Annotated in this window: 20 protein-coding genes and 1 pseudogene; 12 read left to right on the top strand and 9 right to left on the bottom strand. The window is 74.6% G+C overall.

Annotated features, from left to right (window positions below; genetic code table 11):
• The first annotated feature begins 7 nt into the window (after nt 1-7).
• From rimO to ACI799_RS20280, 5 genes are all read left to right on the top strand, one after another.
• Nucleotides 8-1,465, top strand: coding sequence for a 30S ribosomal protein S12 methylthiotransferase RimO (rimO, locus tag ACI799_RS20300; protein ID WP_456589343.1), 1,458 nt, complete (start codon nt 8-10; stop codon nt 1,463-1,465).
• Between the two features lie 5 nt (nt 1,466-1,470).
• Nucleotides 1,471-2,136 (top strand): CDP-diacylglycerol--glycerol-3-phosphate 3-phosphatidyltransferase, encoded by a 666-nt coding sequence (gene pgsA / locus ACI799_RS20295; RefSeq protein WP_456613794.1) that lies wholly within the window; start codon nt 1,471-1,473, stop codon nt 2,134-2,136.
• Nucleotides 2,137-2,142: 6 nt separating this feature from the next.
• Nucleotides 2,143-2,682 (top strand): CinA family protein, encoded by a 540-nt coding sequence (locus ACI799_RS20290; RefSeq protein ID WP_456589345.1) that lies wholly within the window; start codon nt 2,143-2,145, stop codon nt 2,680-2,682.
• A 106-nt stretch (nt 2,683-2,788) separates the two neighbouring features.
• Entirely contained in the window at nt 2,789-3,196 is a 408-nt protein-coding gene (locus tag ACI799_RS20285; protein ID WP_456613793.1) for a helix-turn-helix domain-containing protein, read from the top strand.
• A gap of 72 nt (nt 3,197-3,268) precedes the next feature.
• A complete protein-coding gene (locus tag ACI799_RS20280) occupies nt 3,269-3,802 on the top strand; it encodes a TetR family transcriptional regulator (RefSeq protein ID WP_456613792.1) in 534 nt (177 codons plus the stop codon).
• Between the two features lie 147 nt (nt 3,803-3,949).
• Here the strand turns inward: ACI799_RS20280 and ACI799_RS20275 are convergent.
• A pseudogene (locus ACI799_RS20275) lies at nt 3,950-4,297 on the bottom strand (GNAT family N-acetyltransferase); the annotation flags it as partial.
• Nucleotides 4,294-5,301: a PfkB family carbohydrate kinase gene (locus ACI799_RS20270; protein WP_456596518.1), complete on the bottom strand. Its 1,008-nt coding sequence runs from the start codon at nt 5,299-5,301 to the stop codon at nt 4,294-4,296. The pseudogene ACI799_RS20275 and the gene ACI799_RS20270, both read right to left, overlap by 4 nt.
• Nucleotides 5,302-5,419: 118 nt before the next feature.
• On the opposite strand from ACI799_RS20270, the gene ACI799_RS20265 reads away from it, so the two are divergent.
• The gene (locus tag ACI799_RS20265) at nt 5,420-6,256 is read left to right on the top strand and encodes a PspA/IM30 family protein (protein WP_456589350.1); all 837 of its coding nucleotides are present in this window, start codon (nt 5,420-5,422) and stop codon (nt 6,254-6,256) included.
• Nucleotides 6,257-6,260: 4 nt separating this feature from the next.
• On the opposite strand, the gene ACI799_RS20260 is transcribed toward ACI799_RS20265, so the two are convergent.
• On the bottom strand, nt 6,261-7,118 hold the full coding sequence (locus tag ACI799_RS20260; RefSeq protein WP_456613791.1) for a DNA-formamidopyrimidine glycosylase family protein: 858 nt from the start codon (nt 7,116-7,118) through the stop codon (nt 6,261-6,263).
• A gap of 97 nt (nt 7,119-7,215) precedes the next feature.
• Between ACI799_RS20260 and ACI799_RS20255 the strand changes: the two genes are divergently transcribed.
• Both ACI799_RS20255 and ACI799_RS20250 read left to right on the top strand, forming a co-directional pair.
• Nucleotides 7,216-7,800: an antibiotic biosynthesis monooxygenase gene (locus tag ACI799_RS20255; protein WP_456600555.1), complete on the top strand. Its 585-nt coding sequence runs from the start codon at nt 7,216-7,218 to the stop codon at nt 7,798-7,800.
• Between the two features lie 182 nt (nt 7,801-7,982).
• Complete coding sequence (locus ACI799_RS20250) at nt 7,983-9,098, top strand: Na/Pi symporter (protein ID WP_456589352.1); 1,116 nt, start codon at nt 7,983-7,985, stop codon at nt 9,096-9,098.
• A 15-nt stretch (nt 9,099-9,113) separates the two neighbouring features.
• Here ACI799_RS20250 and ACI799_RS20245 read toward each other — a convergent pair whose 3' ends face one another.
• A complete protein-coding gene (locus ACI799_RS20245) occupies nt 9,114-13,709 on the bottom strand; it encodes an ATP-dependent helicase (protein WP_456613790.1) in 4,596 nt (1,531 codons plus the stop codon).
• Nucleotides 13,710-13,797: 88 nt separating this feature from the next.
• On the opposite strand from ACI799_RS20245, the gene ACI799_RS20240 reads away from it, so the two are divergent.
• The 4 genes from ACI799_RS20240 (at nt 13,798) to ACI799_RS20225 (ending at nt 17,288) form a co-directional block, all read left to right on the top strand.
• Nucleotides 13,798-15,075: an MFS transporter gene (locus tag ACI799_RS20240; protein ID WP_456613789.1), complete on the top strand. Its 1,278-nt coding sequence runs from the start codon at nt 13,798-13,800 to the stop codon at nt 15,073-15,075.
• 146 nt (nt 15,076-15,221) lie between these two features.
• Entirely contained in the window at nt 15,222-15,416 is a 195-nt protein-coding gene (locus tag ACI799_RS20235) for a DUF3046 domain-containing protein (protein WP_456589355.1), read from the top strand.
• A gap of 176 nt (nt 15,417-15,592) precedes the next feature.
• Nucleotides 15,593-16,630, top strand: a complete 1,038-nt coding sequence (gene recA, locus ACI799_RS20230) for a recombinase RecA (RefSeq protein WP_346619486.1) — start codon at nt 15,593-15,595, stop codon at nt 16,628-16,630.
• A 4-nt stretch (nt 16,631-16,634) separates the two neighbouring features.
• Nucleotides 16,635-17,288, top strand: a complete 654-nt coding sequence (locus tag ACI799_RS20225) for a regulatory protein RecX (protein ID WP_456613788.1) — start codon at nt 16,635-16,637, stop codon at nt 17,286-17,288.
• A gap of 31 nt (nt 17,289-17,319) precedes the next feature.
• Here ACI799_RS20225 and ACI799_RS20220 read toward each other — a convergent pair whose 3' ends face one another.
• The 5 genes from ACI799_RS20220 to ACI799_RS20200 form a co-directional block, all read right to left on the bottom strand.
• Complete coding sequence (locus ACI799_RS20220) at nt 17,320-17,862, bottom strand: AAA family ATPase (RefSeq protein ID WP_456600551.1); 543 nt, start codon at nt 17,860-17,862, stop codon at nt 17,320-17,322.
• Between the two features lie 71 nt (nt 17,863-17,933).
• Complete coding sequence (locus tag ACI799_RS20215) at nt 17,934-18,311, bottom strand: nuclear transport factor 2 family protein (RefSeq protein ID WP_456613787.1); 378 nt, start codon at nt 18,309-18,311, stop codon at nt 17,934-17,936.
• Nucleotides 18,312-18,385: 74 nt separating this feature from the next.
• On the bottom strand, nt 18,386-18,856 hold the full coding sequence (locus ACI799_RS20210) for a hypothetical protein (protein WP_456613786.1): 471 nt from the start codon (nt 18,854-18,856) through the stop codon (nt 18,386-18,388).
• Between the two features lie 147 nt (nt 18,857-19,003).
• Nucleotides 19,004-19,894, bottom strand: coding sequence for an amino acid ABC transporter permease (locus ACI799_RS20205; RefSeq protein WP_456613785.1), 891 nt, complete (start codon nt 19,892-19,894; stop codon nt 19,004-19,006).
• On the bottom strand, nt 19,891-20,538 hold the full coding sequence (locus tag ACI799_RS20200; protein WP_456589361.1) for an amino acid ABC transporter permease: 648 nt from the start codon (nt 20,536-20,538) through the stop codon (nt 19,891-19,893). The genes ACI799_RS20205 and ACI799_RS20200 overlap by 4 nt, the downstream gene beginning before the upstream one ends.
• Nucleotides 20,539-20,830: the final 292 nt, after the last annotated feature.

Genomic DNA, 20,830 nt, shown 5'->3' with positions numbered 1-20,830 from the left:
TGGCCGGGTGACAGCCACGCCCAGCCCTGCCCGGACCGTGGCCGTGGTGACCCTCGGGTGCGCGCGCAACGAGGTCGACTCCGAGGAGCTGGCCGGCCGGCTCGCCGCGGAGGGCTACCAGCTGGTCGAGGACGCCGAGGGCGCCGATGCGGTGCTCGTCAACACCTGCGGGTTCATCGAGACGGCCAAGAAGGACTCCGTCGACGCGATCCTCGCCGCGACCGACTCCGGTGCCTCCGTCGTCGCGGTCGGCTGCATGGCCGAGCGCTACGGCTCCGAGCTCGCCGACGCGCTGCCCGAGGCCACCGTCCTCGGCTTCGACGACTACGCCGAGATCGGGGGCCGCCTCGACGACGTCCTCACCGGCCGCCCCCTCGTGCCCCACACGCCGCGGGACCGCCGCACGCTGCTCCCGATCAGCCCCGTGGAGCGCTCGGCGGTGCTGGCCGGCGCCGGGGGCCGGACGGACGCCGCCGCAGGCCCGGCGATCCCCGGGCACGACTGGCTGCGCCGTCGCCGGCTGGCCTCGGGGCCGTCGGCCGCGCTGAAGCTCGCCTCCGGGTGCGATCGGCGCTGCGCCTTCTGCGCCATCCCGGCCTTCCGCGGCGCCTTCGTCTCCCGGCCGCCGGCCGAGGTGCTGTCCGAGGCGGCCTGGCTGGCCGGCCAGGGCGTCACCGAGCTGGTGCTGGTCAGCGAGAACTCCACCTCCTACGGCAAGGACCTCGGCGACCTGCGCTCGCTGGAGAAGCTGCTGCCGCAGCTGACCGCGATCGAGGGCGTCGCGCGGGTGCGGGTCGCCTACCTCCAGCCGGCCGAGCTCCGTCCGGGTCTGCTGGAGGTCATCGCCGCGACCGACGGGGTGGCGCCGTACTTCGACCTCTCCTTCCAGCACTCCTCGCCGTCGCTGCTGCGCCGGATGCGCCGCTTCGGCGGTACCGACGACTTCCTGGCGCTCATCGAGCGGGCACGTGCGCTCGCGCCGGCGGCGGGGTTCCGCACCAACGTCATCCTCGGCTTCCCGGGGGAGACCGAGGACGACGTCGCCGAGCTGGAGCGCTTCCTCGTCGAGGGCCGGCTCGACGCCGTGGGCGTCTTCGGCTACTCCGACGAGGAGGGCACCGAGGCGATCGGCCTGGACGGCAAGCTCGACCAGCACGAGATCGACGCCCGGGTCCGCCGGATCACCGACCTGGTCGAGGAGCTGACCGCCCAGCGGGCCGAGGAGCGCATCGGCGAGCGGGTGGAGGTCCTGCTCAGCGAGGACCTCTCCGCCACCGACGGCCCGGGCACCTGGTTGGGGCACGCGGCCCACCAGGACCCGGACGCCGACGGCACCACCACCCTCACCGGCGTGCCGGCGGGTGCGGTCGCCGGTCAGGTGGTCCCCGCGGAGGTCGTCGGCACCGAGGGCATCGACCTCGTCGCCACCGCGCTCGTCGCCGCCGTCGCACCGGCCGGGCGGTGACGCAGATGAGCGGCGTGGCCCCCGACCCGGCGGCGACCCCGCCGCAGTCGGTGCGTCTGCTCAACCTGCCGAACGCCCTCACGGTGCTGCGGCTGGCGGTGGTGCCCGTGCTGGCCGTGCTGCTGCTGCGCGAGGACGGTCTCGACGACGCCGGGCGCTACTGGGCCACGGTCGTCTTCGGCCTGGCGATCATCACCGACCGCTACGACGGGCTGATCGCCCGGCGCACCGGTCAGGTCACCGAGTTCGGCAAGCTCGCCGACCCGATCGCCGACAAGGCGCTGACTGGCACCGCGCTCGTCGCCCTGTCCGTGCTGGCGCTCCTGCCCTGGTGGGTGACCGCGGTCATCCTGGTCCGCGAGGTGGGGGTCACCCTGCTGCGGTTCTGGGTCATCCGCCACGGCGTCATCGCCGCCAGCCGCGGCGGCAAGGCCAAGACCGTGCTGCAGTCGCTCGCGATCGGCCTGTACATCCTGCCGCTCAGCGGCGTCCTGGCCACCACCCGCTGGTGGGTCATGGCCGCCGCCGTGGTGCTGACGGTGCTGACCGGCCTGGACTACGTCTACCGCGCCATCACGCTGCGGCAGACCAGCGCCCAGGCCATGCGGGCGGCGACCGCCCGCCACCAGTCGGGTGCCGACCCCTCCACCCGCCGCGACACCGCCGCCTGAGCGGTCGTGGCCACCGCGGACGGCTCCGCCGCGCTCGAGGCGCTCGCCGGTGAGGTGCACCACGCACTGCTCACCCGCGGCGCGACCGTGGCGGCCGCGGAGTCGCTCACCGCGGGGCTGTTCTGCGCCACCCTCGCCGCCGTCCCCGGCGCCAGCGCCACGCTGCGCGGCGGGGCCGTCGTCTACGCCACGGATCTGAAGACGGTCCTCGCCGGCGTGCCTGCCGACGTGCTGGCGGCCTCCGGGCCGGTCAGCCCGGAGACGGCGGCGGCGCTGGCGGAGGGCATCCGTGCCCGGTGCTCGGCCACCTTCGGCATCGGGCTCACCGGGGTCGCGGGCCCCGGCGAGGTGGACGGGCACGGCCCCGGCCGGGTGTACCTCGGGCTCAGCGACGGGCAGCGCACCGACGTCGTCCGGCTGGACCTGCCGGGAGACCGCGCCGCCGTGCGCGCGGGCGCGGTGGCCAGCGCGTTCACCGCCCTGCGGGACCGGCTGCGTGGAGCGGGCGACGGGAACGCCGAGCCCGGGGACGGCGTTACGCCATGAGCGGACTCGGCCCCGTCGGCGGGCTGACGGCGCACGCGCCGCGTACCGTGAGCGCACGGTGCCGGACGGCACCGCCGCTTCCCCGCTCGCAGGACAGGAGACGGCCATGACGCTGCTGCGCACCCAGCTCGGGAACACCCTGCGCGGCCACCGGCTGCGTCAGCACCGCACGTTGCGCGACGTCTCCGGTGCTGCCCGGGTCAGCCTCGGGTACCTCTCCGAGGTGGAGCGGGGGCAGAAGGAGGCCTCCTCGGAGCTGCTCGCCTCCATCTGCGACGCGCTCGAAGTCGAGCTGGCCGACCTGCTCGCCGAGGTGAGCCTCGAGCTGCGCGGTGCCGCCGCCGGCGCGGAGGTGCGCCCGCTGGCGGCCTCCGGCGAGGCCGCCTCGGCAGCCGAGACCGCCGAGGCACCTGTCCCGGTGGACGCCGGCGCCGAGCCCGCACTGGCGCTGGTCGGCGCCGGGCAGCAGGGGCGCACCGCGCGCCGACGCGACGCGGTCTCGCTCGCCGCCTGACCGTCCGTACTTGACGGCGCCGCCCGTCGGTGCGAGACAGGGCACGTGCTCCCCGACCCGGATCCTGGTGCCGTGCCGGCGCGTCCGGTGCCCGGCCGACGGGCCCGGGGCGGGATGAACCGCACCCGCGCGGGGCTGCTCGAGGGCGCCGCGCGCGCGTTCGCCGCCGCCGGGATGCGGCGCAGCACGATGCAGTCGGTCGCGGCGGCGGCCGGGGTCGCCAAGGCCACGCTCTACAACCACTTCCGCACCAAGGACGACGTGGTGCGCGCGCTGCTGGCCGCGGAGCTGCACCGCCTCACCGACCTGGCGGCCGGGCTGCCCGCGGCCGAGGCCCTCGCCGTGCTCGCCGACGAGCTCGCCACGCACCCGGTGCTGCGCCGGCTGGCCGAGACCGAGCCCGACCAGCTGGCCGGGCTGCTGGCGCCCGGCGCCGAGACGTGGGCGGGCCTCACCGGCCGGCTCGCCGTCGTCCTCGGCGTGGACGACGACGGCGCGCAGCTGGCCGGCCGATGGCTGCTCGGCGTGGTGCTGCAGCCAGGGCTCACGACGCAGCGGCGCCGGCAGGCGGCGCTGCTCGGTCAGCTCCTGGGTTCCGCCGGCTGAGCCGGGTGCTCCAGGGGCAGCCGGCGGGTGAACACCACCCGGGTCCTCGTCGGGACCCGCGTGACCCGCTGAGGGCGCCGAGTGTGCCCCGAGGTGGGCGGCCAGGGCGGCAGCCCCGGCGTCCCCGGGCAGGGCGACGGCCTGGAGGACCCGGGCGCCCATCCCGGCCGCGAGGCCCGCGAACCGCTCCAGCAGCCGGACGGCGACGCCACGGCCGCGGTGGGCCGGGTGGACGGCCACGGCCTGGACGACGGCGAGCCGGTCGGCGCTCACGACACCGAGCAGGTACCCCGCGTCCTCATCGTGCGGCGTGAGGGCGACCGCCCCGAAGCCACCCAGCTGGTGGAAGAACACCGGGTCGTGCAGCGCGGTGACGGCGGCGTCCTCCAGGGGTGAACCGGCCCAGAACTCGGCACGCCGGGCGAGCAGCCGGCCGCGCAGCGCCCCCGCGGAGAGCTCCTCGAGACCGACGAGGCGGAGGCCGGCGTCACTCATCGGGGGCCCCGCGCCGCCGCCAGCTCCGCGCGGGTGGGCGGATCGGCGCCCACCCGGGTGCAGTTGACCGCGGCGACGAGCGCGGCGTCGTCGAGCAGCGCCAGGAGCTGGTGGTCGGGAGCGGCCGCCAGGGCGGCTCGCGTGGTGAGTCCCGCGCCCAGAAGCCCGGTCAGCAGCCCGGCGGCCAGCGAGTCGCCCGCTCCCACCGTGTCGACCACGGCGACGCGGGGGCTCTCGCGGTGCTGCACCGGCCGGCCCGGACGGGCCATCCGCAGCGGAGCGCCGCCGTCGGTGAGGACGACCAGCGCCGGACCGCGGTCGGCCCAGCGCCGGGCGGCGTCGTCCAGGTCGGTGACGCCCGGTTCCAGCCAGGCGAGGTCCTCGGCGCTGACCTTCACCACGTCGGCGTGGCCGACGAGCTCGTCCAGTCGGCTGGTCACGGCTGCCCGGTCGTTGCCCAGCGAGGCGCCGACGGGCCCCTCGGCCAGCATCGGGCGGATGTTGGGGTCGACGCTGACCAGCGCGCGGCCCGACAGCCGGCGGACCAGCCGGGAGATCGCATCGCTGCCGGGCTCGGTCCAGCTGGAGATCGAGCCGACGTGCAGCGCGCCCACGTCCTCCGGCAGCACCCGGTCCAGCTCCTCGTCGGTCCACTGCCAGTCGGCGGCGCCGAGCACGTGGAAGCCGTAGTCCGGAGAGCCGTCGGCGTCGACCCCGACGACGGCCAGGCTCACCGGTTCGGCGGCCTCGACGAAGCCGGTGGTGTCGACGCCGGCCAGTTCGGCGTGCCGGCGCAGGTTGGCGGCCAGCGGGCCGGTGCCCAGCCGGGCGAGCAACCGCACCGGGGTCTCGAGGCGGGCGGCGGCGACGGCGACGTTCAGCGCGTTCCCCCCGGGCCGCGCGACGTAGTGCGGCGCCGTGCTGCTCTCGCCGGCCCCGGGCACGGGCAGCAGGTCGACGACGAGCTCGCCGAGGACGCAGAGAACGGGGCTGGCGGGCGGCATTCTGCGCACCCTAGCCGCGACGCGGCTGGCCCGCGTTGGCTGCCGAGGGTGATCACCTGGGACGATGCTGGGGACGAGCATCGCCGGTCCGGCGAGTGCGCCGGAGCAGGAGGACCCCATGCCCAACCCGTTCGTGAAGCTGTGGAAGTACCTCACCGCATCGGCCAATGCGCAGATCGACCAGCGGGCGGACCCGAAGGTGCAGATCGCGCAGGCGATCGAGGCGGAGCAGCAGCGGCACCAGTCGCTGGCCAACCAGGCCGCCGCGGTGCTCGGCAACCAGCGGCAGCTGGAGATGCGGCTCAACCGCCAGCTGGGCGAGGTCGAGAAGTTGCAGTCCTCGGCCCGCCAGGCCCTGACGCTGGCCGACCAGGCCCGCGCCAAGGGCGACGCGGCGAAGGCGGCCGAGTACGAGCAGGCCGCCCAGGCGTTCGCCACCCAGCTGGTGGCTGCCGAGCAGTCGATGGAGGACCTCAAGCGCAGCCACGACGAGGCGCTGCAGGCCGCCGAGCAGGCGCGTGGCGCGGTGGAGCAGTCGCGGATGCGGCTGCAGACGACGCTGGCCGAGCGCACCAAGCTGATGAGCCAGCTCGAGCAGGCGAAGATGCAGGAGCACGTCGCCAACTCGATGCGTCAGGTCAACGAGCTCTCCGCGCCCGGCAACACCCCCAACCTGGGGGAGATCCGCGACAAGATCGAGGCCCGCTACGCCAACGCGCTGGGTCAGGCAGAGCTGGCGCAGACCTCGGTCGAGGGCCGGATGCTCGAGGTCGAGAAGGCGACCCTCGACGTGGCCGGGGCCTCGCGGCTGGACCAGATCCGCGCCGGGATGGGCGGCGGGACGCCGGCGGTCGAGGCCGGCGGCGCCGCGGGTGCGATCGAGCAGGGTGCGCCTGCGCCGGAGCAGGCCGCCCAGCCGCAGGCGCAGCCGGCGGAGCGCCCCGAGCAGGCCTGAGCAGCTAGCGGTAGACGGTCACCGGCTGCGGGCGGTCCGGCTCCCCGGTGCGGGCCTGCGGGTCGATCGGGGAGCGGGCCGCCTGGCAGCGGGGGCACCACCACGTCACGCGCTCCTGCGTCGGCGGCCCCTGCTCGCCGAGCAGGATGGCCGTTCCGCACCGGAAGCAGGGGCGGCCCTTCCGGCCGAAGACCCAGTGGTCGCGGCCGCGCCGCGGGTCGCCGGTGGTGTTCTGCTCGGGGTGGTGCAGGTTCGCACGCATGAGCCGCTGAGCGCGCTCGACCAGCGGAGCCAGGCGGCCGTCGACGTCGGCCACCCGCGCCCACGGGTGCAGGCCCAGCAGGAACAGCGACTCGACCTTGTAGAGGTTGCCGATCCCGGCGAGGTTGCGCTGGTCGAGGATCGCTACGCCGACCTGTTCGTCGGGGTGGGCGCGCAGGCGGCGCAGCGCCTCGTCGAGGTCCCAGTCGGGACCGAGCACGTCCGGCCCGAGGTGGCCGACGAGCTGCTCCTCGTCCGTGGTGGGCACGAGGTCCACGTCGTGCAGCCGGTAGCCGACGCACTCCCACTCGTCGGTGGCCAGCACGATGCGGACGTCGTGGGCCGGGCCGCCCTTCCAGCGGGTGCCGGGGCGGTGGATGTGCCAGCTGCCGTCCATCCGGAAGTGGGTGCGGAGCGTGCGCCCGTCGGCCAGGCGGATCAGCAGGTGCTTGCCGCGAGGGAGGACCTCGGTGACGGCCGCGCCGGTGAGGTCCAGCGCGGCCAGCTGAGGGAGCCGGAACTCGCCGCGCCGCAGCGTGGCCCCGGCCAGCGCGGTGTTCATGCGCTCGGCGGCCAGCCAGACGGTGTCTCCCTCGGGCACGTGTCCATGATCCCCGGCGGTGGGCCGGCCTGCCCCTCCGGTGTGAGAGCCCCGACAACCGGGAAGCCTGCCGCCGCCCGATGCGCTGGCCCCGGCTGTGAGCGTGCCCCCGCGACTGCGCACCCGGCTCGGAAGCGCCCGAACCGCCCCCGACCGCCAGCCGGTCACCGTCACCGTCGCGCGCGTGGTGCGGCCCGATCGGCGGGCGGCCTTCGAGCGGGCGGCCGGCGCGGTCCTGGCCGAGGCCGCCAACTACCCCGGCAACCTCGGCGCATCCCTGCTCCACCCGGGCTCCGGCAGCTCCGAGTACCACCTGGTCTACCGCTTCGCCGACGCGGACTCGCTCGCCGCGTGGGAACGCTCGCCCGAGCGGCAGGCGTTCCTCGCGCGGTTGCCGGGGATGGTCGAGGACGAGCGCTACGCCCGCGCCGACGGCCTGGACAGCTTCTTCACCCGCCCGGCCCGGCCCGGCCCCCGCTGGCGGGCGTCGGTTCTCACGATCGCGGCGGTGTTCGGCATCACCTCGGTGCTGCAGCAGGTCGTCATGCCGTACCTGTCCGGCTGGCCCCTGGAGCTGCGCCTGCTGCTTTCGGCCTGCGTGGTCGTGACCGCTCTCGGATACGTCGTGATGCCGGTGCTCACCCGCCTGTTCGCCCGCTGGCTGCACCCCGACAGGGACTGATCCCCCGGCAGGTCGAGGTGGTGGCGCGGGGCGCCGGCAGACGTAGGCGCGGCGTTCGGTCTTAGGCCATCGGCCGTTCGCCGGCCGGCGTGACCCTGGGAGAGGTCGGACCGCCTACCGGGGGGAATGCCGTGACCGACCCGACCGACGAAGCCGCCACATCCGCGCAGCCGGCCCCACGCTTGAGCCGGAAGCAGATTCTGGTCCGCGCCGCACTGGCCCTCGTGCTGCTCTACCTGTTCCTCGTGGGCGTCGGCATGGTCGAGGACGGCATCGCCCACATGGGCGAGGGGTTCAACGATGCGGTGCTGGCCGGGGTCAGTCATCCGCTCTCCGGCCTGTTCGCCGGTGTGCTGGCCACCATCCTCGTGCAGTCCTCGTCGGTGTCGACGTCGGCGATCGTCGGGATGGTGGCGGCCGGGGTGATCCCGGTGGAGATCGCCGTGCCGATGGTCATGGGAGCCAACATCGGCACCACCGTGACCAACACGCTGGTCACGCTGGTGAGCATGCGCCGGAGGGCGGAGTTCCGGCAGGTGGTGGCGGCGGCGACCATGCACGACCTGTTCAACTTCCTCGCCGTGCTGATCCTGCTGCCGCTGGAACTGCTCACCGGCTTCCTGGCCTCGGCGGCGCGCTGGCTGGGTGACGTCATCGCCGGCACCGGCGTGACCGGGGTGGACGTCGAGAGCCCGTTGGCGATGGCCACCGACCCGGCCGTCGAGGGCGTCTCCACCCTGGTGGCCGCGCTGGTCCCGGCCGGCGCCTTCCTCGGCACCGTGCTGCTGGTCGGAGGCATCGTCGCGCTGTACGTGACGATCCGCTTCATCAGCACGAACATGCGGGCCGTGGTGACCGGCCCGCTGCAGGAGAAGGCGAATCGGTCGGTGAGCAAGGCGGGTGGCCTGGTGGGCATCGCGGTGGGCACCGTCGCCGCCATCGCGGTCGTGAGCTCCTCGATCGTCACGGTCACGCTGCTCCCGCTGGTGGCCGCGGGGGTGCTGACCGTGCGGAACGCCTATCCGATCACCATCGGCGCCAACCTGGGCACCACGGTGACCGCCCTGCTCGCGGCGCTGGCCACCGGGCAACCAGAGGGGCTGGTGATCGCGCTGGTGCACGTGCTGTTCAACATCTCCGCCGTCCTGCTGATCTACCCCGTGCCGCAGGTCCGCTACCTGCCGGTGCGGCTGGCCGAAGGCCTGGGGGCCTTCGCCGCACGCCAGCGCTGGGCCATGCCGGCCTACGCCGGTGGGGTGTTCATCGCCCTGCCGATCGCCGCCGTGAGCCTGGGCTGAGGCCGGCACGGGGGCTCACCCGCGCAGGCGCAAACCGCGGGGAGTGGCCGCGAAACCGGCTGCCTGCAGTGCCTGGGACAGCGCGGTGTCCTCGTGCACCGAGGCGCCGTCGGCCTTCTGCACGACCATCCGGCCCAGCGCACCCGCGGACACCGCGCCGGAGAGCGCCGTCGCTGCTTCCTTGAGCACCTGCTCCTCCTCGGTCCAGGAGAGCAGCGTCTTCCCACCGCGCTCGACGTAGAGCACCAGCTCGCCGTCGACCAGGACGACCAGCGCCCCCGCCTTGCGCCCGGCCCGGTGCCCCGCCTTCCGGCCGGCGCCGGTGCCCTCGCCGAGGTCCACGGCCGTCCCGTCGGCCGCGACCGTGCGCTCGGGCCAGGGCAACGCCGCCCCGTAGACGTTGGCCGGGTCGGTCGCGGCGAGCACGACGGCGCCCGCCGGCACCCGGTCGGGCGAGGCGAAGCTGCGCAGCCGGTCGACCGATCCGGGCGTGCCGAACTGGGCGGCCCCGAGGGTCTCCACGAAGTAGCCGCGCCGGGCCCGGCCGTTCTCCTCGAACGCCCGCAGCACCGGGTAGACGGCGGAGAAGCCGCCGACGACCTGCTCGGCCATGACCGCGCCGCGGGTGAGGACGCCGTGCCGCTCCAGCAACGCCTCGGCCCGTGCCGTGGTGCGCCGGGTGGCGTTGGCCTCCCGGTCGGGCAGCCGCGACCAGCGCCCGGCCACCGTGGGCGGGCCGCTGCGGGTCGGCATCGCGCCCCGGCTCAACCGCGGGCGGCCGTACCGGTTGCGCGTGACCCGCGGGGGAGCGGCGGCCCGCTTGTGGGTGCCGCCCCCGCCGAGCCGGGTGCGCAGCGGGGCCAGGGTGTCGTTGGTCAGCGCGCCGGCCCACACCAGGTCCCACACCAGGTCGGCGAGCGCGGCGTCGTCGGTGGCGCCGAGGGCATCGGAGAGACCCCGGAAGAACATCGCCTGCCCACCGGCGAGCAGTTCGAGCAGCGGCTGCCCCTCATCGGCGACCTCCAGCTGCTCGGGCAGCAGCAGCGGCGCCAGGTCGGCGGGCACCAGGCTGAGCCAGCCGTCCCCGCCGGGCAGCCCCCCGGCGCCGGCCCACAGCACCTCGCCTGCGCTGGTGAGCTCGTCGAGCATGGCCGGCGAGTAGTCGCGCACCCGCGCCGGAAGCACGAGCGACTCCAGCGCGCTGGCCGGTACCAGGGCACCGGCCAGCTGCTCCACGACGGCTAGCACTCCGTCGGCACCCCGCAACCGGCTGCCCACCGACTGCCAGGACGGCGTGAACCGGGCCAGCGTGCCGGTGGGCACCGGCTCGACCTCCTGCCGGAGTCTGGCCAGGCTGCGCCGCCGGATGGACCGGAGCACGTCGGCGTCGCACCACTCCTGCCCGGTGCCGCCGGGGCGGAACTCCCCGGAGACGAGCCGCCCGGTACCGGTGAGCCGCTGCACCGTCGCGGTGACCACGGCGACGCCCAGGCCCAGCCGGGTGGCGGCCTCGGCGGGCTGGAAGGGGCCGTGCGTGCGCGCGTAGCGGCCGACCAGGTCGCCGAGCGGGTCGGCGACGGGCTCGGTGAACACCTCGGGCACGCCGACGGGCAGCGCGGTGCCCAGGGCGTCCCGTAGCCGGCCGGCGTCCTCGATGGCGACGTACCGCTCCTCGCCGGCGATGCGGACGACCAGGGCCCGGCGGGCGGCGACCAGCTCGTCGAGCCACTCCCGGGGCACGCCTCGGCGCGCTGCCTCTGCGGCGGTGAGGTCACCGACCACCCGGAGCAGGTCGCCGGCGCCGTCGACGTCGCGGGGGTGGCGCTGCTCGGGCAGCCGCTGCAGCTCCGCCTCGATCTCGGCGATCGCCTCCGCGTCGAGGAGCTCGCGCAGCTCCGAGCGGCCGAGCAGCTCCGCGAGCAGGCCGGTGTCCAGGGCGAGCGCCTGGGCCCGGCGCTCGGCCAGCGGGGCGTCACCCTCGTAGAGGAACTGGCCGACGTAGCCGAACAGCAGCGACTGGGCGAACGGTGACGCCGTCTCGGTCTGCACGTCGACCACCCGCACCCGGCGGGCCCGCACGTCGCGCATCAGCTCGACCAGCCCGGGCACGTCGTAGACGTCCTGCAGCACCTCGCGCGCCGCCTCGAGGGTGATCGGGAACGAGGCGAACTCGCTGGCGACCGAGAGCAGCTGGGCGGCGCGCTGCCGCTGCTGCCACAGCGGGGTGCGGCGGCGCGGGTCGCGGCGGGGGAGCAGCAGCGCGCGGGCGGCGCACTCGCGGAACCGGCTGGCGAACAGCGCCGAGCCGCCGACCTCCGCGGTGACCTCGCGCTCGACGTCGTCGGGGTCGAGCACGGCCAGCTCGCCCTCCGGTGGCTCGCCGGTCGTGTCGGGCAGTCGCAGCACGATGCCGTCGTCGGAGTGCATGGAGGAGACGTCGACGCCGTAGCGCTCCCGCAGCCGCGCGGCGAGCACCAGCGCCCACGGAGCGTTGACCTGGGCGCCGAAGGGGGAGTGGACGACCAGGCGCCAGTCGCCGAGCTCGTCGCGGAACCGCTCGACCAGCAGCGTCCGGTCGTCGGGCAGGTGGCCGGTGGCCGCCTTCTGCTCGCCGAGGTAGGCCGCCAGGTTCGCCGCACCCCACTCGTCCAGCCCGGCGGCCCGCGCCCGCTCCAGCCCGGCCTCCGGCGTCGCCGAGCCGACCTCCCGCAGGAACGCCCCCAGCGCCCGGCCCAGCTCGAGCGGCCGGCCGGGGGCGTCGCCGTGCCAGAACGGCATCTTCCCGGGCTGGCCGGGCGCGGGGGTGACCAGCACGCGGTCGTGGGTGATCTCCTCGATCCGCCAGGACGAGGACCCCAGCAGGAACACGTCGCCCGCGCGCGACTCGTAGACCATCTCCTCGTCCAGCTCGCCGACCCGGCGGCCACCGGCCCCTTCGCCACCGACCAGGAAGACGCCGAACAGCCCGCGGTCGGGGATCGTGCCGCCGCTGGTGACGGCGAGCCGCTGGGCGCCGGCGCGGGCGGTGAGCGTGTCGGTGACCCGGTCCCAGGTCAGCCGCGGGCGCAGCTCGGCGAAGGCGTCCGACGGGTAGCGCCCGGCCAGCATGTCGAGGACGGCGTGCAGCGCCGACTCCGGCAGCGAGGAGAAGGCCGCCGAGCGCCGCACCAGCGCGCCGACCTCCTCCACGGTGCGGGGCCGCTCGGCGACGATCGCGACGATCTGCTGCGCCAGCACGTCCAGGGGGTTGCGCAGGTAGCGGATCGACTCGATCGCGCCGGCCTTCATCCGCTCGGCCACCAGCGCGCACTGCACCAGGTCACCGCGGTACTTGGGGAACAGCACCCCGCGGCTGACCGCCCCGACCTGGTGCCCGGCGCGACCGACCCGCTGCAGCCCGCTGGCGACCGTGGGCGGCGCCTCGACCTGGACGACGAGGTCGACCGCGCCCATGTCGATGCCGAGCTCGAGGCTCGAGGTCGCGACGACGGCGGGCAGGCGGCCGGATTTCAACGCCTCCTCGACGACGGCCCGCTGCTCGCGGGAGACCGAGCCGTGGTGGGCCGCGGCGACCGGCTGGAAGGCCTCCGGGAGGCCGCCGCCGGAGCCGGCCTGGGCCATCAGGGCGGCGGCGTTCGTGCCGGGCGGGACGGGCTCGCCGGTGGTGCGCTCGTAGGCCAGCTCGTTGAGCCGGCTGGTCAGCCGCTCGGCCAGCCGACGGGAGTTGGCGAAGACGATCGTGCTGCGGTGCGCCTGCACCAGGTCGAGCACCCGCTCCTCGACCGCCGGCCAGATCGAGTTGCGCGGCTGGTGCCCGGCCGCCGAGCCCTCCAGCTCGCCGGTCGGTTGCCCCAGCTCGCTCATGTCCTCGATCGGCACGACGACCGAGAGGTCCCAGCGCTTGGTCGAGCCGGGGGAGACCACCTGCACCGGCCGGCCGCCGGCGAGGAAGGTGGCGACCTCCTCGATGGGCCGCACGGTGGCCGACAGGCCGATCCGCTGCGCCGGCCGGTCGAGCAGCTCGTCGAGCCGGTCGAGGGAGACGGCGAGGTGGGCGCCGCGCTTGGAGTCGGTGACCGCGTGGACCTCGTCGACGATCACCGTCTCGACGCCGCGCAGCGCCTCCCGCGCCTGGCTGGTGAGCAGCAGGAACAGCGACTCCGGCGTGGTGATGAGGATGTCGGGCGGGCGGCGCGCGAAGGTGCGCCGCTCGTCGGCGGGGGTGTCGCCCGAGCGAATCCCGACGCGGATCTCCGGCCGCGGCAGCCCCAGCCGTGCGGCGGCCTGGCCGATGCCGGCCAGCGGCGCCCTCAGGTTGCGCTCGACGTCGACGGCCAGCGCCTTGAGGGGGGAGACGTAGAGGACCCGGCACCGCGTCCGCTCGTCGGCCGGCGGGGTGGCGGCGAGCCGGTCGAGCGACCACAGGAACGCCGCCAGGGTCTTCCCCGACCCGGTCGGGGCGACGACGAGGGCGTGCTCGCCGCTGCTGATCGCCTGCCAGGCCCCGTCCTGGGCGGCCGTCGGCTGCTCGAACGCACCGGTGAACCAGGCGCGGGTGGGCTCGGAGAACCGGGCCAGCGCACCGGGGGCGGGAGTCGGGCGGGCGGGCACGCGCTCAGTGTCCCCGCCGTGTACGACACTTCGCTGACCGGCGGGCGCCGGACGGCGGGACCTCCCCGCCCGGGAGACGGGAGTGCACGTGCCACCGCTGCAGCAGCCCGAGGCCACCATCGACGTCGCCGGCGTGCAGCGCCGCACCCTGGGCGTCCTCAGCGGCGGTGTGGCGCTCGCCGGGCTGGGCGTCACCGTCGGCATCACCGCGGGCGGGTTGCTGGCCCGCGACGTCGCCGGCACCGACACCGCCTCGGGCCTGGGGCAGACGGCCGGTGTCCTGGGGGCGGCGGTGCTGGCGGTGCCGCTGGCGCGGATCAGCGACACCGCGGGGCGGCGGGCCGGTCTGGCCACCGGCTACGGCGTGAGCGTCGTCGGCGCCGTCCTCACCGTCCTCGCCGCGGCGGCGTCGTCCCTGCTCCTGCTCCTGGCCGGGCTGTTCCTGTTCGGCGCCGCGACGGCGTGCGGGCTCCAGTCGCGCTACGCCGCGGCGGACCTCGCCGCACCCGAGCGCCGCGGCCGGTCGCTGTCGCTGGTCGTGTGGGCCACGACCGTCGGCTCGGTGGTCGGCCCCAACCTCGCCGCACCGGGCGCCGAGCTCGGCGAGGCCCTCGGGCTGCCGGCGCTCGGTGGCGTCTTCGTGGTGTCGGCGGTCGTGTTCGCGCTCGTCGCCGTGGGTTTCCTGCTGCTCCTGCGGCCCGATCCGCTGCTCGTGGCCCGGGCGCTCGGCGGAGGCGGCGGCGGTCCCCGGCCGCGGCACGCCACCGGGGCCGCTCTGCGGGCGGTGTGGGCGACCCCGGCCGGGCGGCTGGGGATCACCGCGGTCGTGGTCGCCCACTCGGTCATGGTCGGGGTCATGGTGATGACGCCGGTGCACATGGGCCACGCGGGCGGGCCCGAGGGGACGGTGCTCCGCCTCGTCGGCCTGGTGATCAGCGTGCACGTCGCCGGCATGTACCTGTTCTCCCCGCTGGTCGGCATGCTCGCCGACCGGGTCGGCGCGCCGACGGTCGTGGCCCTGGGCGCCGTGCTGCTCCTGGCCGCGGCCGCCGTGTCGGGGACGGCGGCCCCCGCCGACTCGGTGCAGCTGGGCGCCGGCCTGCTGCTGCTCGGCCTGGGCTGGTCGTGCGGGCTGATCGCGGGGTCGGCGCTGGTCACCGCGTCGGTCGGCCCGGAGCTGCGGCCGACCGCGCAGGGCGGCACCGACCTGCTGATGGGGCTCGGGGCCGCGCTGGCGGGGGTGGTCGGGGGGCCGCTCCTCGCCTGGGGCGGGTTCGGCCTGGTGTCCGCCGTGTCCGCCGCGCTGGTGCTCCCGCTGGTGGTGGTGTGGCTCGGGACGCGGGTCAGCGCCCGCGGTAGTTCCTGATCAGCACCACGATGATCGCGACGAGCGCGACGACGATGCCGATCTCGAGGACGGTGTCGAGCGTCGCGGAGCCGGTGCCCGGGATCATGCGCGCCAGCCTAGGGCGGCACCGGCGCGAGCGGGGCCCGGCGGGTTAGCGTCGGGGTGTGCGCCTGCAGGAGTTCTGGTCCCGGCTCGACGGTCAGTTCGGGTCCATGCGCGCCCAGAGCGTGGCGCGCGACCACGTCTTCTCCACGCTGGGCGGCCGCACCGCCGTGGACGCCATCGACGAGGGCGTGCCGGTCCGCAAGGTGTGGCTGGCCATCTGCGAGGACTTCGACGTGCCCGTCAAGGAGCGCTGAGACGACGCCCACGGCCGGGTCGGCGTGTCGGCCTGGCAGTCGAACAGGTGTTCGGCCTACTGTGACGTCCACAGGGCGGCCGCTCCTCCACACCCTGCCCTGCAATCCGGAAACTGTCGGTGCCTCGCCCTAGCGTCGGTCCCGACCCGCTTCTCGCGAACCGAAGGTGACGCACCATGCCAGCAACGCTCGACCGCGACAAGGCCCTCGACATGGCCCTCGCCCAGATCGACAAGCAGTTCGGCAAGGGCTCGGTGATGCGGCTGGGCGACAGCCCCGAGGTGGCCATCAAGGTCATCCCGACCGGCTCGATCGCCCTCGACATCGCGCTGGGCATCGGTGGCCTGCCCCGCGGCCGGGTCATCGAGGTCTACGGGCCGGAGTCCTCCGGTAAGACCACGGTCGCCCTGCACGCGGTGGCCAACGCCCAGGCCAACGGCGGCATCGCCGCGTTCATCGACGCCGAGCACGCCCTCGACCCGGAGTACGCCCGCGCCATCGGCGTGGACACCGACGCCCTGCTGGTCAGCCAGCCCGACACCGGTGAGCAGGCGCTGGAGATCGCGGACATGCTGATCCGCTCCGGCGCGCTCGACATCATCGTCATCGACTCCGTCGCGGCCCTGGTGCCGCGCGCCGAGATCGAGGGCGAGATGGGTGACAGCCACGTGGGTCTGCAGGCCCGCCTGATGAGCCAGGCGCTGCGCAAGATCACCGGTGCGCTGAGCAACTCCGGCACGACGGCGATCTTCATCAACCAGCTGCGCGAGAAGGTCGGCGTCGTCTACGGCTCGCCCGAGGTCACCACCGGTGGCCGGGCGCTGAAGTTCTACTCGTCGGTGCGGCTCGACGTCCGTCGTATCGAGACCCTCAAGCAGGGCACCGACGCGATCGGCAGCCGTACCCGCATCAAGGTGGTCAAGAACAAGGTCGCCGCGCCGTTCAAGCAGGCCGAGCTCGACATCCTGTGGGGCCAGGGCTTCAGCCGCGAGGGCGGCATCGTCGACGCCGGTGTCGAGCAGGGCATCGTGAAGAAGTCCGGTGCTTGGTACACCTACGAGGGCGACCAGCTCGGCCAGGGCAAGGAGAACGTCCGCAACTTCCTGAAGGACAACCCCGACCTCGCCGACGAGATCGAGAAGAAGGTCAAGGAGAAGCTGGGCATCGGCCCGACGCTGGACGCTCCGGCGCCGGTCGACGCCCCCGACTTCTGATCCGGTGCTGGACGACCGGCCCTCGAACCGTCGGCGCGGCTCCGGGGTGACCCGGGCCGGCCGACGTTCGCGGACGCCGGGTGGCGACGATCCCCTGACCCCGGACGTCGCCCCCGGATCCCCGGAGGACGACGCGGGCGATCCCGAGCAGGTAGCACGGTCGATCTGCCTCCGTGCGCTGACCGGGGCCCCGAAGACCCGCCAGCAACTGGCGGATCTCCTCGCGACCCGGGGAGTGCCCGATGACGCGGCCGAGGCGGTGCTGGACCGGTTCACCGAGGTCGGCCTGATCGACGACGCCGCGTTCGCCCGCGCCTGGGTGAGCAGCCGGCAGGCCGGTCGTGGACTGGCGCGCCGGGCGCTCTCCGCCGAACTGCGGGCGAAGGGCGTCGATCCGGAGACGGCCGCGGAGGCCGTCGAAGCGGTGGATGACGACGACGAGCGCGACGCGGCTCGTCGGCTCGTGGCCCGGCGGGTCGGGAGCATGCGCCGGCTCGACCGTGCGACGGCCACCCGCCGGCTCATCGGCATGCTCGCCCGCAAGGGCTACAACGGCGGTCTCGCCGCGGCGGTCGTGCGGGAGACGCTGGACGAGGCAGAGCTCGGCGATGACGTCGGCGACCTCCCCGAGTTCGACGAGGAGAGCGCGCTTCCCTGACCGGCGAGGTCGAGCCGGCCGTGAGTACGGCTCACGAGGGGTGGCGGCGAGGTCCGTCTGGTGCCGGCCGGTCGAGCCGGCGCATCAGCTCGAGCACCACGTCGGTGACCGGCTGTCGGGCGTCTACCCGTAGGGGCGATTCATGAGCCCAGGGTGCGTACGCCGCCGCACGCGCGACGATCTCGCCCCACGAAGGCTCCGGCACGTGCGACAGGTCTCGTAGCCGGCCCTCCAGCCGACGGCGGTGCTCGACCTCGTCCTCGAGGACCAGCAGCACGAAGGCGAGGTCCACGCCGGCGGTGGCGGCCGCCACCCGCCAGGTCTCGCGGGCGGGTTCGCTGTCGTTCACCGCATCCACCACGACGGATGCTCCGAGCGCGAGGTTCTGCTGCACCACGGCCCGTGCGGCTTCGTACGCCGCTACCCCGGTCTCCCCGGAGCGGGGGAGCCCTGCGCCCAGGAGCGCGTCCTCGATCGGGTCGATGGAGACGTGGACGGCCCTCAGCCGGGCAGCCAGCTCGGTGGCGACCGCGGACTTGCCGGTGCCCGGCAGCCCCGAGATGACGATCAGCATCCACTCACCGTGCCGGGTCGGGGCGCGGTGCACCGGCCGACACGGCGTGTTCGGCGGGCTCCGGTGCGCGTTCAGCCGCCGGCGACCTCGGTGCCCTGGTGGTAGATGACGCGCCAGTCGTCGGCCGTGCGTTCCCAGATGGTCGCGCGTCGCGTGACCCGGGCATCCTGCCGGAGTCGGTAGGTCAGCAGGAACGTGTCACCACCCAGCGGGCGGCAGGCGACGTCGCTGGTCTCCCAGTCATCGAGGACGCCGTCTCCGTAGCGCTGCTCCAGCACCGACCACACGTGCTCGCGGTCGTAGCAGGCGCCGGATGCGCCGACCTCCCAGAAGTCCTCGGCGGTCATGGCCTCGAAGGCGGACCGGCTCGTTCCTCGCTCGGTTCGGTGGAACAGAGGTTCCCGGGCCATCAGTTCGTCGAGGACGGCGGTGACGTCCGAGGCACCCATGCACGCCACTGTGTCTGTCCGCGAGACGATCGCACCGGGCGAGGACCGGCCACCATCGCGTTCGTCGGCCAGACTTAGCCTGCGGCGAGCCAGGCGGTCACGTCGACGGCCACCCCGTCCGGGGCTTCCGGGTCGGCCACCAGCCAGGCCGGGTCCCGGAGTTGGCCGCTCGACAGCCAGCGGGTGATCTCCGCGTCGAAGGCGTCCCCGTCTGAGGCGTTCGGGCGGCGGCGCTCACCGACGAACGTCAGGTCGGTCTCGGTGCCATTCTCGTAGCGGAGCACCACCCGGCACCGCGACCGCCGGTGCCGGGCCGGCGGCACGACCTCGCGGACGACCGCGCTCTCCGCGCCGGCTGCCTCGGCGAGCGCCGGCGCGGCGGCGCGCAGACGCTCGACGAACGCCTGGCCCGCGTCCAGCTGGGCCGTCGCATCCACCATCACTGGGGCGACGACGGGCGCGTCGGCGCCCGGCGGGATCGTCTCAGTGGAACTCCGGGGAACCGGGGGCAGGTTGCGGCGCCCGGCCGCGTGCATCGTCTCCATCGTGCCGACCAGTCTCGCGACCGTTCCTGCTCCGTGACCCTCCGGCGCGCCCAGCTGGGACGAGTGGGTCGGACGTGACCGAGCCGGTCAGGCGGGTGGCGAGTCGGTGGCCCCTCGTCGAGGGCGCCGTCGGTACGAGCGGGCAGCTCACACCGCGCCGCCGCCACCACCCATCTGCACGTCCGCCGGCAACTCGGCCTTGCCTCCACCCGACGTAGCGCTCCGGCGGGTGCGCCGCTCGACGAGTTTCGCCAGCTGTGAGAGCAGCACGTTGATCACGATGTAGATCAGCCCTGCGGCGACGTACAGCTGGAAGGTGTACTGGTTGCCGAAGCTGAGGGAGAAGAACTCCACCAGGCTGCGCGCACCTCGGAGCAGCTCGAAGTAGCCGATGATGAACCCGAGCGAGCTGTCCTTCAGCAGGACGACGAGTTGGGCGATGAGGACCGGGAGCATGCGTCGGGTGGCCTGGGGGAGCAGCACCAGCGACATCACCTGGTACTTGCGCATGCCGATGCCGAAGGCGGCCTCGCGCTGCCCCTTGTCGATCGACAGGATCCCGGCCCGGAAGATCTCGGCGAGCACCGCCGAGTTGTAGAGGATGAGCCCGCCGGCGAGCGCCTGGAAGGCGGAGAGCTCGATGCCGTACTTCGGCAGTACGAAGTACAGCGCGAAGATGACGACAAGCAGCGGGATGGCCCGGAAGAACTCGATGTAGGTGCCGACCAGCCAGCGCACTGGGCGGTGGTCGGACAACCGCCCGACGGCCAGCAGCAGCCCCAGGACTGTGGCCACGACCATGCCGACAGCTGCGACCTGGAGCGTGTTGACCAGCGCGCGGCCGAGCGTCTGCGGGACGCCGGTGCGCGGATCGAACAGCACCGCCCAGCGCTGGCTCTCCAGCTGACCGTTGCCGGCCAGCCGGATGAGGACGACGGCGAGGATCCCCAGGATCAGCAGAATGCCGACGCCGGTACCGATGCGGATGCGGGCGCGCGCCTTGGGCCCGGGGATGTCGAAGAGGACCGGCGTGGTCATCGGAGGATCGCCACCCGTCGCTCCAGGCGGTGCACGCCGAAGGCGAGCGGCAACGTGATGATCATGTAGGCGACCACGACCCCCAGCAGGACGGCGGTGAGCTGCCCGGCGTCGGCGTTGACCAGGCGGGGGAGCAAGGAGCTCAGCTCGCTGGTGGCGAAGCCTGCCGCGATGGAGCTGTTCTTGACCATCGCGATGAAGACGTTGCCCAGCGGTGGGACGACGGTGCGGAACGCCTGCGGGAGCACCACCTCGCGCAGCGACTGCCCGAAGGTGAGGCCGATGGCGCGGGACGCTTCGGCCTGCCCGGTCGAGACGGAGTTGATCCCCGAGCGCACCGCCTCGCAGACGAACGCCGCGGTGTACAGCCCGAGGGACAGCACAGCCCCTGTGTAGAAGCCCAGGATGAAGTCGATCTGCGGCAGGCCGAAGATCAGGAAGAAGAAGACCACCGTCAGCGGCGTGTTGCGGAAGGTCTCGACGTAGAAGGTCGCCAGCCCGCGCAGCGGCGGGACAGGGCTGACCCGCGCCGCGGCCAGGAGCGTTCCCAGCACCAGCGCCAACAGGCCGGCGAGCAGCGACAGGCTCAGCGTCGTCAGGAACGCATCCCACAGCAGGCCGAAGTTGTCAGCGAGGAACTGCACACCGCCTCCTCTCGGGGCTGGTCAGAAGGCGGGGGGGGGGGGGGGGGGGGGGGGGGGGGGGGGGGGGGGGGGGCGCGGGCGGGGGGGGGGGGGGGGGGGGGGGGGGGGGGGGGGGGGGGGGGGGGGGGGGGGGGGGGGGGGGGGGGGGGGGTTGGTCGGGGGGGGGGGTCGCGGCGCCCGGCGCCGCGCCGGCGAGCTGCAGGAGGAGCGGCCCAACCCGCCGGGCAGCATGTGGAACTGGCACGCGGGCAAAGCCGCGCTGGAGTACCTCTTCTTCACCGGCGCGCTCACC

It is taken from the genome of Blastococcus sp. SYSU DS0753 (assembly GCF_054051175.1).
Note: the sequence above shows the minus strand (reverse complement) of the source record. Positions and strands in the feature narration are given on the sequence as shown.